11 protein-coding genes are annotated in these 13,913 nt (G+C 71.8%); 9 read left to right on the forward strand and 2 right to left on the reverse strand.

Features of this window, described 5'->3' with window-relative positions; translation table 11 throughout:
- Positions 1-364 precede the first annotated feature (364 nt).
- Together FRANCCI3_RS03660 and FRANCCI3_RS03665 are read right to left on the reverse strand one after the other, a co-directional pair.
- A complete protein-coding gene (locus FRANCCI3_RS03660; protein WP_235462814.1) occupies positions 365-2,443 on the reverse strand; it encodes a DUF2142 domain-containing protein in 2,079 nt (692 codons plus the stop codon).
- A 511-nt stretch (positions 2,444-2,954) separates the two neighbouring features.
- Positions 2,955-3,629, reverse strand: coding sequence for an acyltransferase (locus FRANCCI3_RS03665; protein ID WP_011435182.1), 675 nt, complete (start codon positions 3,627-3,629; stop codon positions 2,955-2,957).
- Between the two features lie 212 nt (positions 3,630-3,841).
- On the opposite strand from FRANCCI3_RS03665, the gene FRANCCI3_RS03670 reads away from it, so the two are divergent.
- From FRANCCI3_RS03670 to dnaN, 9 genes are all read left to right on the forward strand, one after another.
- Entirely contained in the window at positions 3,842-4,825 is a 984-nt protein-coding gene (locus FRANCCI3_RS03670; RefSeq protein WP_023839898.1) for a glycosyltransferase family 2 protein, read from the forward strand.
- A 5-nt stretch (positions 4,826-4,830) separates the two neighbouring features.
- Positions 4,831-6,024, forward strand: a complete 1,194-nt coding sequence (locus FRANCCI3_RS03675; RefSeq protein WP_011435184.1) for a glycosyltransferase family 4 protein — start codon at positions 4,831-4,833, stop codon at positions 6,022-6,024.
- A gap of 151 nt (positions 6,025-6,175) precedes the next feature.
- Positions 6,176-6,889 carry a class I SAM-dependent methyltransferase gene (locus FRANCCI3_RS03680; RefSeq protein WP_011435185.1) on the forward strand — a complete coding sequence of 238 codons (714 nt, stop codon included), beginning with the start codon at positions 6,176-6,178 and terminating at the stop codon, positions 6,887-6,889.
- A gap of 3 nt (positions 6,890-6,892) precedes the next feature.
- Positions 6,893-7,168 (forward strand): hypothetical protein, encoded by a 276-nt coding sequence (locus FRANCCI3_RS03685; RefSeq protein ID WP_011435186.1) that lies wholly within the window; start codon positions 6,893-6,895, stop codon positions 7,166-7,168.
- 81 nt (positions 7,169-7,249) lie between these two features.
- Entirely contained in the window at positions 7,250-8,665 is a 1,416-nt protein-coding gene (locus FRANCCI3_RS03690; RefSeq protein ID WP_011435187.1) for a glycosyltransferase family 4 protein, read from the forward strand.
- 82 nt (positions 8,666-8,747) lie between these two features.
- Positions 8,748-9,878 (forward strand): glycosyltransferase family 4 protein, encoded by a 1,131-nt coding sequence (locus FRANCCI3_RS03695; protein ID WP_011435188.1) that lies wholly within the window; start codon positions 8,748-8,750, stop codon positions 9,876-9,878.
- A gap of 136 nt (positions 9,879-10,014) precedes the next feature.
- On the forward strand, positions 10,015-10,935 hold the full coding sequence (locus FRANCCI3_RS03700; RefSeq protein WP_023839899.1) for a glycosyltransferase family 2 protein: 921 nt from the start codon (positions 10,015-10,017) through the stop codon (positions 10,933-10,935).
- 205 nt (positions 10,936-11,140) lie between these two features.
- Complete coding sequence (locus FRANCCI3_RS03705) at positions 11,141-12,214, forward strand: sugar phosphate nucleotidyltransferase (RefSeq protein WP_011435190.1); 1,074 nt, start codon at positions 11,141-11,143, stop codon at positions 12,212-12,214.
- Between the two features lie 175 nt (positions 12,215-12,389).
- Positions 12,390-13,691 (forward strand): DNA polymerase III subunit beta, encoded by a 1,302-nt coding sequence (gene dnaN, locus FRANCCI3_RS03710; RefSeq protein WP_011435191.1) that lies wholly within the window; start codon positions 12,390-12,392, stop codon positions 13,689-13,691.
- The last annotated feature ends 222 nt before the right edge of the window (positions 13,692-13,913 follow it).

The raw sequence follows: 13,913 nt of genomic DNA on the forward strand, positions 1-13,913 counted from the left end.
GGCCGAAGCCCGGCGCCGAGGACGTCCCCCGTCCCGACCGAGCGGCGGGTCCGGAGGGCGTCTCGGGTCCCACGGGGTTCGCTTCGGAGGCGGGGTCGGGTCGAGCGGGCGATGCGGACGGGGGCGCCACCGTCCCCGCGTTGCCCGTCTCCCGCTTGCGGCGCAAGACCCCTCCCGAACCGAGATGGTTGACATCGCGGATCCTATGCGCCTCGGAATCACCATCCGAGGCCCCCGAGCCCCGATGCGCAGCGCCGCCGTGGCCGGTTGCGCCTTGTCCGAGGCCCAGGATTCAGTGTTACTCTCCGTGAGAGAACGCGCACGATGGTCGGATGGTTTCCGGTTCCTTGTCGGCGATGCCGGATCAGGGGGAGCGCGGATGCCCCGCGGCGGAGGGGCCCTGGCCGGTGGGCTCCGGACTCGTGCCGGCCGCCGGGCCCGAGCCGGTGACCGCCTTCGAGCCGGTGGTGGCATCCGGCGCGCCGGCGGTCCGCGGCCGTTTCGGCGGCAGGTGCGACGGATACGGCGCGAGGGGTGGAGCCGGCCGCTGTCCCGTCGATGGCGACCGTCCCCTGGACGAGGACGGAGGCTGAGCGGGGGCCCCGCCGGCGGAGCGGGTGGCCGGACCGCCGGTGACAAGGACCCCGATGCAGCAGGCCAGGGCTGCCACGGCGAGGACGCACACCGCGCCGGCAAGCCACGTCAGGGCGCCCTGCGGCCATGGGGCCCACGCCACCATCGCGTCCCACGCGTCGCTGAGGTCGCCGCCCGTGGGTCGCCAGAAGTGCGGAAACACCATCGAGATCGCCCAGGCCTGCAGGGTGGTCGCGCCGGCCAGGAAGAGCAGCGGCATGATCCGGGAGAGATAACGGCCGGTCGCCGCCGCACCCATCCCGACCCCGATCGCCAGCGACGCCAGGCCCGCGTACAGGTAGCGGCCGGAGATCCCGCTGACGTGGAAGTACCTGTCGAAGTTCTTCGCGGACTGCAGGGTCATCAGGCCGAACAGCGCCCAGGTGGGCCAGAGCAGGAACAGCAGGTCCACCCGGATGCGTCCGGTCCGGGCCCGGATGAGGGCGAGGGCGAAGAAGACGATGACGACGGCGGTGCCCGTGCGCACCGGGACCGTCGTCAGGTTGACCTCGAACCATCCGAAGGATCCCCACCAGCGCAGGATCGTCCCGTTGATCAGCAGCTCGGTGTAGGCACCCCAGTCGTCGCCCAGATACTGGCCGAGCGGGAATCCCGGCGTCTCCGGTTGGAAGGTGCCGTAGCGGACGATGTTGACGATCCACCACCAGCCGCCGAGCGCGATCGCCAGCGCGCCGCCAAGCAGCAGCTGGCGCCAGGGCACGCGAAGCGCGGAGGCGGGTGGTCCCGCGGGTCCGGCCTCGGCGAGCAGGAAGGGCTCCGTCCCGGTGGGGTGAGGGCCCGTTGTGCGGGGGCCGGTTGTGCGGGGGCCGGCGGGGTAAGGGGTGGCCGGGTAAGGGGCGATGGCGGCTGGTCCGGTTACTGCCACGGCGACCGCTGGTCCCCGCGCCCACGCAGCCCGGGCGTCGCGTCGGGCCCGGCCCCAGGCGACGAGGTAGGCCAGCGCCGCCATGGGAACCAGCGTGATCGCCAGTGACTTCGTCATCAGGGCGAGGCCGACGAAGACCCCCGTCCAGGTCGCGGTGCGCAGGGAGGTGTCCCCGCGCAGCACGTAGACGATCGAGACCGTGGCCAGGCCGCTGGTCAGAACCAGCAGGTTGTCGTTGTTGACGCTGGATCCGATGTGGGTGAGCTGGGGGATCCCGAGCGGTACCAGGGCGGCACAGATCCCCGCCACCCGGCTGCCACCGCTGAGCCGGTTCGCCCCGGCCCAGGCGAGCAACGGCAACGGCGCGACCATTGCCACGCTGATCAGGCGCAGGATCCCGATGATCTCGTCCCAGCGCAGGTGGTCGCCACCGCCGGGGACGGCCTTGAGAATCATGGCGTCAACCCAGTAGTACAGCGGGGGATGCTGCACGAGCTGCTGGATGCTACCCTCCGGCGCCGGCGTCCGGTCCAACTCCTCCCAGCTGGGACGATCGTGGCGGGGGACGGCGTCGGCCGCGGTGAACGGGCCGGCGGACAGGTCGCGGGGCCGCTCCTCGGATCCGTAGGGGGCAGCCATGATCGCCCCCACGCCGCCCTGCGTCACGATCGCATGGCCCGGATGCGGCCAGCCCTTGCCCTCGACGAGCCGCATCACAGCGTCCACGTGGTTTGGTTCGTCGGGCGCATGGTATTGCGGCATCATCACCGACCAGCCGGCCAGCAGCGCGGTGAAGAGCAGGGTGATCACCCAGATGGCCGCGGGGATGGTGCGGAGAATCCCCCACGGCCGGAAGCGCGTCCCCATCGGGAACACGTCTCCGCCGGCCTCGGCGTCGGCGCGGGCCGTTGCGGTCGAATCCACAGAGTCACCCACGAGTGGCAGAGTCCCATCGGACGAAGGTGGAGTCATGCTACGGACCCCCGATTCCCCGTCGACATCATGGGTGCCCTTCTCCCGTCAGCCCTGGTCGCGCACGGTGGTGAGGGTGCTCCCGGGCGGGTGTCCAGACCGTTGTCGCGGTGTTCCCGGACCGTCAGTGTTCCCGGACCATCAACGTCGCAGCCCGCAACCATCATCCTGACCGCCCGAGGGCCGGTTCACCGTCATTGAATCGGGAGGTCGATACGGATGTCCTCGGCTATCCGGCTGCGAAGTCCGCCGGATAGCAGGACCTGTCGGATAGCAGGATCTGTCGGATTTCGGCGAGGCGAAGATTCCGGTTTAGGCGTGGCCGCGGAGGTGTCCGCGTGGCACGCGGACAGCCGAGGCCGCCTTTGACGTCCGACTGCCCCCGACGTCCGGCTTCCCACCCTGGCGTCCGAGGTCCGAGGTCCGAGGTCCGGCGTCCGGAGCGCGTGATCCGGACGCCGGATCAGCGCCAGGAGTCGATGTGGCCGACGATCTTCGCGGGGGATCCGGCGGCGACGGCTTTGGGCGGCACGTCCCGGGTCACCACCGAGCCCGCGGCGACGACGGCGCTCTCGCCGATCGTCACGCCCTTGAGCACGATGGCCCCCGCGCCGATCCAGGCCCGGTCCTCCAGCACGATCGGTCCGCTCATCGGCTGCTCCACGCCGTCGACGACCATCGGGTGAAAGTCGTTGTCGAGTAGCTGGGTGTCCCACGAGACGTTGCAGCAGGCGCCGATCGAGACGCGTTCGCGCACGAGGATCTTGGCGAACCCGTTGATGTTCGCCCCGGGGCCGAGTTCCAGCACGCCCGAGTCGACGACGATCCGCACGCCCCGCTGCAGCGACACGACACCTTCGCAGCGCAGGCGGCCCTCGGGATGCACCCGGATGATCGAGGTATCGCGTCGGGTCGACAGCCCGAACGCGCCGAGCCCCACCCGCAGCGCCGCGCCCTCGGCGAACTCGATGCGCTCCCGGCCTTCGATCACGGTGGGGGAACCGGTCCAGATCGGTTGCCTGTATGCGAGCGGGTAACGCAGCCCGGCCACGAACGAGCGGGCCGAGGTCTCCTGCGCCGCCCGCAGCGAACGAACGTGCCGCACATACTCCCGCAGATCACTTTTGAACGCACCCACGGAGCAACAGTAGGCGCTGCCCAGGTGGCCGGACCGCCCGGCTGTCGGCTCGCCGGGTCGGGCGTGCCACCCTAGAGTCGTGCGCGAGCCCTCGACGGAGCGTGCACCACCGCCACGGACCGGCGATCGGAGCGGGAACGACGACGTCGGACCGCCAGGACGCCGGCCCGGGACGCCGCTGGGCCGGAACGACGACCGGGAGCCACACCGACGTGAGTGTCAGCGCCATCCACCGACCTGAACATCCGCAGGCCGGCACCCCAGTGCAGGCGGCTTCCGGGGACGGCGTCGCCGCCGTCGGTCCGGACGCCCCCTACGTGACCATCGTGCTGCCCTGCTACAACGAGCAGGACCATGTGCTGCTCGAACTCGAGCGCATCACCGCCGCGATGGACGCGAGCGGTTACTCCTACGAGGTCCTGGCGATCGACGACAAGTCGACCGACAACACGCTCGCGGTGCTGCGCGAGGTGGCCCCGCGGTTTCCGCGCATGCGGGTGATGCCGTTCCGCCGCAACGGTGGTTCCGGCACGGCCCGCCGGATCGGGACCCAGGAGGCCCGCGGCAAGATCGTCGTCTGGACCGACGCGGACATGACGTACCCGAACGAGCGCATCCCGGAGTTCGTCCGTTACCTGGACGACAACCTCGACGTCGACCAGGTCGTCGGGGCGCGCCGCACCGAGGAGGGCACTCACAAGTGGGCCCGGGTGCCGGCGAAATGGTTCATCCGGATGATCGCCCAGCGGCTGTCCGGCATGAAGATTCCCGACCTCAACTCCGGGCTTCGCGCCTTCCGCCGGGACGTCTCCCTGCCCTATCTGCGGCTGCTGCCCCCCGGTTTCTCCTGCGTCACCACGATCACGATGTCCTTCCTGTCGAACCAGCATCCGGTGGATTACATCCCGATCGATTACGCAAAACGGTCCGGAACGTCGAAGTTCCATCCCTTCCGGGACGCGCGGCGTTACATCCTTCAGGTGCTGCGGATGGTGATGTACTTCGATCCGATCAAGGTTCTCATGCCGGTCGCCCTGTGGATCATGGGCTTGGGTTTCGTCAAGCTGATCGTGGACCTGATCCGCTACGACTTCCATGTGGCGACGTCAACGCTGCTGGCGATTCTGGTCGGCTTCCAGATCGTCGTGCTGGCGTTGATCGGCGATCTGGTGGCCCGCTCGCGCAGCGACACCTGACCGGCGTGCGCATCGCGATCGTCGGTCCGACCCATCCCTACAAGGGGGGGATCGCGCAGCACACCACCGAGCTCGCGCACCGGCTGTCGGCGCGGGGCCACGAGGTGGCGGTCGAGTCCTGGTCGGCGCAGTACCCCGCGCGGCTCTATCCCGGCGTGCAGCGCGTCACCGAGCCCGAGATGGAGCCGTTCGAGGTCACCCGCTACCCGTTGTCGTGGCGCCGGCCGGACGGATGGATCCGGCTCGGCAGGCGCCTGCGGCGGCAGGCCGACGCGGTGATCCTGGTCGTCGTCACTCCCGTGCAGGCCCCGGCGTACCTGGGCGTCCTCGGCGCACTGCGGGCCCGGGGGCCGCGCGGCCGGGGCACGGCTTCCGGGCGAGCGGGTTCCGGGGGTGCGGACCCCGGGGGTGCGGGTCCCACGGTCGTCGCGCTCTGCCACAACGTCCTGCCACACGAGCGCCGGGCCGTGGACGAACCGCTGACCAGTGCGGTGCTGCGCCGGTCGTCGGCTGTTCTCGTCCACACGCCGGCCCAGGCGGAGCTCGCCGCGCGCCTCACCCCTGCTCCGGTCCTGGTGGCCGAGATGGCCACGCACCTGTGGTCCTCGGCTCTGTCGTCCTCGCCGCCCGGGCCGGTGGCCGGCCGCGGTGGGCCATCCGCCGACGTCACCCGGCGCAACCTGCTGTTCTTCGGGCTGGTGCGGCCGTACAAGGGACTGGACGTCCTGCTGCGGGCGTTGGCCCGCGGGCCGGCGGACGTCCGTCTCACCGTCGCCGGCGAGTTCTGGGGCGGGACGGGGGAGATCGCCCGGCTGGTCGAGGAGCTCGGCCTGGCCACCCGGGTGGACCTGCGGTCGGGCTATGTCGACGCGGCGGAGGTGCCCGCGCTGTTCGCTGGTGCCGACGCCCTGGTGCTTCCCTACCGGGCCGGAACGGCGTCGCAGAACGTCGGTCTCGCGCACCTGCACGGCGTGCCGGTCGTGGCGACCACGGTGGGAACGCTCGCCACCACGGTCCGCGATGGGGTGGACGGTCTACTCGTGCCGCCCGACGACGCGGAGGCGCTGGCGGTGGCGCTGCGGCGGCTCTACGAGCCCGGCGTGCTCGCCGGTTTGCGCTCGAAGGTCATACCGCCGGACGTTGACGGGGCGTGGGAGCGTTACCTTGATGTGACGTTGGGCGCGCTTGGGCGCACATGAGCCGTGGCGCATACGCGAGTCACGGCCCATCCATGGGTCACGGCCCATCCATGGGTCACGGCCCACGGGTGAATCGTGGACTCGGAAGGCGGAGTGGAATGAGCAAGGCGGACCGGATCGGCGGGGCTGACTGGACGGGCGGGGCCGACCTGTGAGCCCGGTGCGGGACGACGCCCTCGCCTTCGTGGGCCATCAGGTACATGTCATGCGCCGCCGGGAGGTCGGCACCCTGCTGTCGTGGGCGGGAGAACTGGCCGGGCGCACCCTGCTCGATGTGGCCGGCGGTGACGGCTACTGGGCCGGCCAGGCCGTCCGTCGCGGGGCTCGGGCGGTGTGCCTCGACCTCGCCCGGCACAAGCTGCAGTTCGGTCGCCGGCTGCGCGGGCATCCCGGGCTCGTCGAGGGGGACGCCTTGGCGCTGCCGTTCGCCGCGGCCACGTTCGACGTCGTCATGTCGGTCTGCGCCATCGAGCACTTCGACGATGGTCCGGCCGCGCTTGCCGAGATGGCGCGGGTGCTGCGTCCGGGTGGCGACCTGGTGATGTCCGCCGACGCCCTCACCCGGGCGGCGTCCTGGCCGGACCTGTTCGACCGGCACCGCGAGCGCTACCACGTCAGGCACACCTATTCCGGCGACCATCTCGCCAAGCTGCTCGATGATGTCGGGCTTGAGGTCATCCGGCAGACGTACATGTTCCGCAGCGAACGCGCCGAGCGGCTCTACCTGACTTTGTCCGCCAAGGGCGGCAGGACGGGATGGAACGCCGCGGCCGTGCTCTCGCCGGCCGTCGCCCTGTCGGACCGGCGGGCTCCCGACACCGCGGGCAGCGTCGTACTCACCCACGCCCGCAGACGGGAGGGCTGAACGATGGCGCCCGCCGGCCGGTCGGCAGGCCCGGGCCCCGGCCGTGAACCGCGCCGGCAGCCGGAGCACGACCCGCGGACGGGCCCGCCGGCGCCCCCCACCTCCCTGCGCAACCAGCGCATCCTCGCCGCCGTCCTGACAGTGCTGCTGTTCGGGCTGATCGTGGCCGGGACGGGTGCCGGGTTCGCGCTCTTCGGCCATCGGGGCTGGGGATACCTGGTCGGCGGGATCTCCTGCGTCGTGATGGTACTCGCGGCTCTGCGCGCCCGCGGCCGCTGACCCGCTGACCCGCCGGCCCCGGCTGTCCGGGGACCGGGCCGGCTGTCCGGGGACGGAGGAGGCAGGGGCAGACTGTGACCCGTGCGTGTGGGTTTCCTTGTCGAGCAGCTGCTCGCGCCGGTTCCCGGCGGGACCGGGCGCTACTCCGCCGAACTCGCGGCGGCGCTCGCCCGCACCGCCGCTCCCGAGGATCGGGTGACCGGGTGGTGTGCCGGGCGCCGAGAGGTCGGTCCGGCCGTGCTGCCCGGCGTCCTCGGTCCGTTCCGGCTCGGTCTGCCTCGCCGCGCACTCGCCGTGGCCTGGGCGCGTGGCGTGGGTCCGGCTCCGACGGGGGTAGACGTCATTCACGCTCCGACCCTGCTGGTGCCACCCGCGGGTGGCACCCGGGGGTTCGTGACCGGTTCGGTGGCGGACGCCCTGCGCGGCCTCGACGACCGGACCGGGTCCCGGCGCGGGCAACGGTCCGGTGGCTCCCGGCGTTCTCCTGGTTATCGGCGTTCTCCTGGTTATCGGTGCTCCCCTGGTTATGTGGACTCATATCCACCTTCCGGACTTTCCGGCGCGCCGCCCCGTCCGTCGCTGGCTTCCTGGGCCTCCGGAACCGTCGCGCCGGCCCTGGGCGATGCCCTGGACCGGCGCCGGCCGCGCCCGAAGCTCGTCGTGACGATCCACGACGCCGTTCCCTGGACGCATCCCGAGACCCTGACCCCGCACGGGGTCCGGTGGCACCGGCTGATGGGCGAACGGGCCGCACGCCACGCCGACGCGATCGTCGTGCCGACGCTCGCGGTGGCGGCCGAGATCGCCCGGCATCTGCCGATCCCCGAAGATCGCCTGCACGCGATCGGGGAGGGAGTCGCCGACGCGGTGGTCCGGGTTCCGCCCGATGCCGACGCCCGCGCCGCGCGGATGGGGCTACCCCCTCCGGGGCGTTATCTACTCACCCTCGCCACGCTCGAACCCCGTAAGGGCCTCGACACCGCGCTCGCGGCGCTGCGACGACCGGACGATCCGGGCCTGCCGTTGGTCCACGTCGGCGCGACCGGTTGGGGTGGGCTGGACGTGCGCGCGGCGGCGGCCAGGCACGGTCTGGGCGCGGACCGGGTGCGCACCCTTGGGCGGCTCAGTGACGAGGATCTCGCCGTGGTCCTGTCCCGTGCGGGCGTATTGCTCGCGCCGAGCCGGTCGGAGGGCTTCGGGCTGCCGGTCGTCGAGGCGATGGCGCACGGTGTGCCGGTCATCGTCTCGGATGCCCCCGCGCTGGTCGAGGTCGGCGGGGACGCCGCCGTGGTGGTCGGGGTGGACGACCCGGCCGCGCTGGGCGCCGCGGTGGCGAAGGTCATGGGCGATCCGGACCTGCGGGGGCGGCTGTCGGAGTCTGGACGTCTCCGTGCCCGGTCATTTACCTGGAAAGGGGCAGCACTGGCGACGTGGGCGCTCTACCGTCGAGTCAGCGGTTCCCCCGCCGTGTCCGTCGCCGACGACGGGCGGGCGTAGTGTTGCCCCCGTTGAGAAGCAAGCGGTCACCGTGAAGCAAGCGACCACCCCGTCGCGGGTGGCGCGTCAGGGAGGGAGCGCCGTGGGACCCCGGGTGCTCGTCGACGCCACTTCGGTCCCGGCCGACCGTGGTGGCGTAGGGCGTTATGTCGACGGGTTGGTCGCGGCGCTGGGCGCGACCGGCGCGGACATGGCGCTCGTCTGCCAACGGTCGGATGAGGAACGCTACAGCCGGATGGCCCCACACGCCACCGTTCTGTCCGGGCCGGCGGCCATCGCCCACCGGCCCGCGCGGTTGGCCTGGGAACAGACCGGGCTGCCACTGGTCGCCGAACAGGTGAATGCCGATGTCATCCATTCACCGCACTACACGATGCCGTTGCGGGCGCACCAGCCCGTGTGCGTGACGATTCACGATGTCACCTTCTTCACCGAGCCCGACATGCACACCGCGGTGAAGGGCACGTTCTTCCGGTCCGCGATGCGCACCGCGGTGCGCCGGGCGGCCCGGATCATCGTCCCCTCGAAGGCCACCCGGGACGAGTTGGTGCGGGTGCTCGACGGGGAGTCGACGACCACCGACGTCGCCTACCACGGCGTCGACACGTCGACCTTCCATCCGCCGACCGAGGAGGACAAGCGGCGGGTGCGCCGCCGGCTCGGGCTCGGCGACTCGCGCTACGTCGCGTTCCTCGGGATGCTGGAGCCGCGCAAGAACGTGCCGAACCTCATCCGGGGCTGGGCCGAGGCGGTGCACTGGCGGGACGAGCCGCCCGCGCTCGTCCTGGCCGGCGGCTCCGGCTGGGACGACGACGTCGATGCCGCCGTCGCCTCGGTGCCGAGCCACCTGCGGGTGATCCGGCCGGGTTATCTGCGCTTCTCCGACCTGCCGGGCTATCTGGGAGGTTCGTCACTGGTGGCGTATCCCTCGCACGGTGAGGGCTTCGGGCTGCCGGTGCTGGAGGCGATGGCCTGCGGCGCCCCGGTTCTCACCACGCCGCGTCTGTCGCTGCCGGAAGTCGGCGGCGACGCCGTCGCCTACACTCAGCCGGACGCCGGCTCGATCGCCCGGGAGATGGGCGCCCTGCTCGATGACGCCGAGCGGCGCAGGCAACTCGGTGAGGCCGGTCTCGCCCGGGCCCGGGAGTTCACCTGGGCGGCCAGCGCCGAGGCGCATCTCGCGAGCTACGCGCGGGCGGTCGCCGAGCACTGAGGCGCCCGTCGGCCCGGCCCCGGGGCAAGGACCGCCGCAAAGGGCGCGCTACGGTCTCCTCGGTGCACAAGGTGCCGTGCGTCGTCACGGGAATGTGTCGGGCGACCGGTGGTGGGCGAGAACGGGCGGGCGAGACATGGGTGTGGATCCGGAGATCCGGGTCGTCGTCGTGACCTTCCGGTCCGGGGAGGTGATCGGAGCCTTCCTCGACTCGCTGGCGAAGGCGACCACGCGGCCCTACGAGGTCGTCGTGGTGGACAACTCGCCGCACCTCGACGAGGGCACGGCGGCGGCCGCCGAGCGGGCCGAGGTGCGCTTGGTGCGCCCGGGTCGCAACCTCGGCTACGGCACCGCGGTCAACCGTGGTGCCGCCGGAGCCCGCGGGCCCTGGCTGGTGATCTCCAATGCCGACATCTCCTTCGCGCCCGGTGCGGTCGACGAACTGCTTGCCGCGGCCGACCGCTGGCCGGGGGGCGGGGCCTTCGGCCCGGGGATCATCAATCCGGACGGGGCGCTCTACCCCTCGGCCCGGGACCTGCCCTCGCTCGGCCGCGGGGTGGGGCACGCCTTGTTCGGCTGGTGTTGGCCGACGAACCCGTGGACGGCCTCCTATCGGCGGGAGCGGGGTCTCCCCCAGGAGATGACCGCCGGCTGGTTGTCCGGTTCCTGCCAGCTGCTGCGCCGGGAGGCGTTCGAGGCGGTCGGCGGGTTCGACGAGTCCTACTTCATGTTCATGGAGGATGTCGACCTCGGCCGCCGCATCGGCGAGGCGTCCTGGCAGTCGGTGTACGTGCCGTCCGCGGTGGTCGAGCATCTCGGCGGACACTCGACGAAGCGGTCGTCACGGCGGATGGTGCTGGCTCATCACCGCAGCATGTTCCGCTACCTGTCCTGGCAGTACCCCGGCAACGCGCGCGCGCCGCTGCGGCTGCTGCTCGGGGTCGGTCTCGTGGTTCGGCTGCTGCTCGCGCTGATCTTCGCCCGGGACAGCGCGGGGGCGAAGGCGACCCGTTCTGCGGATCTGCTTCCCCGGGGTGGTGCCGCGCGGGGCGCCTGAGCGGACCGCGGCCGGCCGATGGCCGGCAGGCGAGTTGCTGGTAGTCATGGATGTCCTGGATGTCCGAGATATTTGGAATATCCGGGCGGCTTGGTGAACCCCGGTCCGACACAACGTGTCGAAACCATGGCATGCCGTTCGTCGTATGGTCCTGACCCCGATCCGTTTTCAGCGTCCACCGCGTGTTCTGCGACACTGACGCCCCATGGACGCAGTGATGCTTGTCGGCGGTCAGGGGACCCGCCTGCGACCGCTCACGATGTCGGCGCCGAAGCCGATGTTGCCGGTCGCGGGGGTGCCGGTCACCGCGCACATGCTGGCTCGCGCGCGAGACGCGGGAATCGACCGGGTGGTGCTCGCCACCTCGTACCGGGCGGAGGTCTTCGAGGAGTACTTCGGGGACGGCTCGGCGCACGGACTCCAGCTGGAGTACGTCACCGAGACCGAGCCGATGGGCACGGGCGGTGCGATCCGCAACGTGGCCGAGCGGCTCCACGGGGGACCGGGCGATCCGGTCGTGATCTTCAACGGTGACATCCTCGCCGGTCTGGACATCCAGGCCCTCGTCGCGCGGCACACGGGGACCGGCGCGGCGGTCACCCTGCATCTGACCCGGGTGGTGGACCCGCGTGCCTTCGGGGTCGTGCCCGTCGACGACGATGGTCGCGTCACCGCCTTCCTGGAGAAGACCCCGGACCCGCCCACCAATCTGATCAACGCCGGGTGCTACGTGTTCCGGCGGTCCGTCATCGACACGATCCCGACGGGACGACCGGTCTCGGTCGAGCGGGAGACCTTCCCGGGACTGCTGGCCGCCGGCACGGCGGTCATGGGTTACCCGGATGACACCTACTGGCTCGACCTCGGAACTCCCGCGGCGTTCGTGCAGGGCAGTCGCGACCTGGTGACCGGCCGGATGGCGTCGCCGGCGCTGCCGGGGCCGGTCGGGGACTGCCTGGTGCTGCCCGGTGCCGTCGTGGCCGCCGACGCCAAGATCGGTGGCGGGGCGACCGTCGGGGCCGGCGCGTGGGTCGGCGCGGGTGCCGCGATCGACGGTGCGGTGCTGTTCGACGGTGCGGTTGTCGAGGCCGGGGCGGTCGTGCGGGACAGCGTGATCGGTCGGGACGCGGTGATCGGCTCCGGTGTCGCGCTCGACGGGGTGGTCATCGGCGACGGGGTACGGATCGAGCGAGGCAACGAACTACGGTCCGGGGCGCGCGTGTTCCCCGGAGTCGTCCTCTCGGCGGGCGCTGTGCGATTCAGCTCGGACCGCACCTGAGCGCAGCCGACCGGTTGCGGGTGGCGGCGGACCACTGGTAGCGCCGCCGCGTTTCCTCACGACGCGGCGGCTGCGGTCCGTCCGTGCGGAGATCTCGCGGACATCCACGGACGGGGAACAAAAACCGTCCGCTGAATGCGGCGATTCCGCGCCGTGGCCGAGGACAATCGCACTCATGAGGTTCAGCGTGGAACGCGACGCGTTCGCCGACGCGACCGGCTGGGCCGCTCGGCATCTGCCCAACCGGCCGGGCCCGGCCCGGAACGTCCTGACCGGCATCCTGCTCGCCGCGGGCCATGGCTCCCCGGCGTCTCCCGGTTCCGCGGCGGTTCCCCTGCCGTCGGGCTCCGCGGCGTCTCCCGGTTCCGCGGCGGTTCCCCTGCCGTCGGGCTCCGCGGCGTCTCCCGGTTCCGCGGCGCCCCTGGGGGCGGCCACGGCCTCGGTCCTGACGATCTGCGCGTACGACACGGAGGTGGCGGTGCGGGCTCCGGTCGCGGCCTCGGTGGACGAACCGGGGCGGGTGCTGGTGCCCGGCCGGCTCCTCACGGACATCGTGCGCAGCCTGCCCGCGACGACGGTCGACGTCGTGGTCGACGGTGACCGGCTGGTCCTGCGCTGCGGCAGCGTCCGTTTCACCGTGCCGCTGATGGACCCGGGTGAGTACCCGCAGCTCCCTAGCTTTCCCGGACCGATCGGCGAGGTGGACACGCTTGGGTTCGCGTCCGCGGTCGGTCAGGTCGCCCCGGCGGCAGGCCGGGACGAGACCATGCCCGTGCTCACCGCGGTCCGGATGGAGATCTCCGGGCGTGGGCTGGCCCTCGTCGCCACCGACCGGTACCGGCTCGCGGTACGCGGCATACCCTGGCAGCCGACAGTCGACGATCCGTGGGCGCTCGCGCACGTGCCTGCCAAGGTTCTCGCCGAGGTGGCCCGCACGCCGACGTCGGCCTCCCGCATCGTGATTGGTCTGGACCTCGACGATCCGTCCGGCGCCCGGCTCGGCCTCGCCGCCGGCGGCCGGCAGACCATCGTCCGGCTCATCGAAGGGACGTTTCCCAACTACCGCAAGCTCCTGCCCGAGGCGGCCGCGCTCGTCGTCACCGCGCAGACCGCGGCGCTCGCCGCGGCGGTCCGTCGGGTGGCCGTCGTCGCCACCCGCACCGGGCCGCTGCGGTTCACTTTCACCCACAACCAGGTCGTCGCCGAGGCCGGGGACGGTGGTGGCGCACAGGCCAGCGAGACGATTCCGGTCGAGTACGCAGGTCCCGAGCTCTCGGTGCTGTTCAATCCGTCCTACCTGCTGGACGGGCTCGGTGCCGTCGAGGACGATCAGGCGACGATCGGGTTCGTTGACGACGATCCGGTCGAGGCCGCCGCGAAACCCGCGGTGCTCACCGGCAAGGACAGCGGCCGCGGCGCTGTCGACGAGGGCGCCTACCGCTACCTACTGATGCCGATCCGCCACGGCGGGGGCTGAGCCGAGGGCCAGGACCGTTCCTCCTGATCGTCTGGTTCGGCGGTCCAGGGTATGGATCCGGGGTGATGAGCCGGCCCGGCCGCGGCCCTGACGAGGACCGGACAGCCTTGTACCCGGATAGCCGGAGACAGGCCACAGATACGCCGAAGAAACACCGTGGGAAATTCGTCCCGCGGCCTCCGCGCGACCCCGCTCGGGTTACCGATGCGGAGAGAACCCGAC

The sequence above is a fragment of the Frankia casuarinae genome, assembly GCF_000013345.1.
In the GTDB taxonomy this organism is placed as follows: domain Bacteria; phylum Actinomycetota; class Actinomycetes; order Frankiales; family Frankiaceae; genus Frankia; species Frankia casuarinae.

Bases quoted from the DNA above. Each gene is read 5' to 3' on its own strand.
- FRANCCI3_RS03700 (WP_023839899.1), top strand. From the start codon at position 10,015: ATGGGTGTGGATCCGGAGATCCGGGTCGTCGTCGTGACCTTCCGGTCC.
- FRANCCI3_RS03685 (WP_011435186.1), top strand. From the start codon at position 6,893: ATGGCGCCCGCCGGCCGGTCGGCAGGCCCGGGCCCCGGCCGTGAACCG.
- FRANCCI3_RS03705 (WP_011435190.1), top strand. From the start codon at position 11,141: ATGGACGCAGTGATGCTTGTCGGCGGTCAGGGGACCCGCCTGCGACCG.
- dnaN (WP_011435191.1), top strand. From the start codon at position 12,390: ATGAGGTTCAGCGTGGAACGCGACGCGTTCGCCGACGCGACCGGCTGG.